Origin of the sequence: Pseudomonas sp. 51_B (genome assembly GCF_017491595.1) — a bacterium.
Classification (GTDB): domain Bacteria; phylum Pseudomonadota; class Gammaproteobacteria; order Pseudomonadales; family Pseudomonadaceae; genus Aquipseudomonas; species Aquipseudomonas promysalinigenes.
The window spans coordinates 1-442 of the sequence record NZ_JAFGYW010000422.1 but is presented as its reverse complement, the minus strand read 5'-3'; the positions used below and the strand labels follow the sequence as shown (position 1 = coordinate 442).

Genomic DNA, 442 nt, shown 5'->3' with positions numbered 1-442 from the left:
GAGCTGTTCCGTTCGCCGCAGCATCCGTACACTCGGGAATTGCTCGGCGCGGAGCCCAGCGGCGGCCCGGCGAGCAATGAAATCGGCGCGCCGCTGCTCGAAGTCGAGGACCTCAAAGTCTGGTTCCCGATCAAGAAAGGCCTGCTCAAGCGCACGGTGGATTACGTCAAGGCAGTGGACGGCATCAATTTCAGCCTGCCGCAGGGGCAGACCCTGGGGATCGTCGGCGAAAGCGGTTCCGGCAAATCCACCCTTGGTCTGGCGATTTTGCGGCTGATCGGCAGCAAAGGCGCGATCCGCTTTGAAGGCAAGCAGCTAGACTGCCTGACGCAGAGTGAGGTTCGCCCGCTGCGGCGGGAGATGCAGGTGGTGTTTCAGGACCCGTTTGGCAGCCTGAGCCCGCGCATGTGCGTCAATGACATCGTTGGCGAAGGCCTGCGGA

General features: G+C 62.9%; 1 protein-coding gene. It reads left to right on the top strand.

Annotation, left to right across the window (positions count from 1 at the left end; genetic code table 11):
* On the top strand, positions 1-442 hold a 442-nt coding region (locus J5M56_RS25540), incomplete at both ends, for an ATP-binding cassette domain-containing protein (RefSeq protein WP_207938129.1).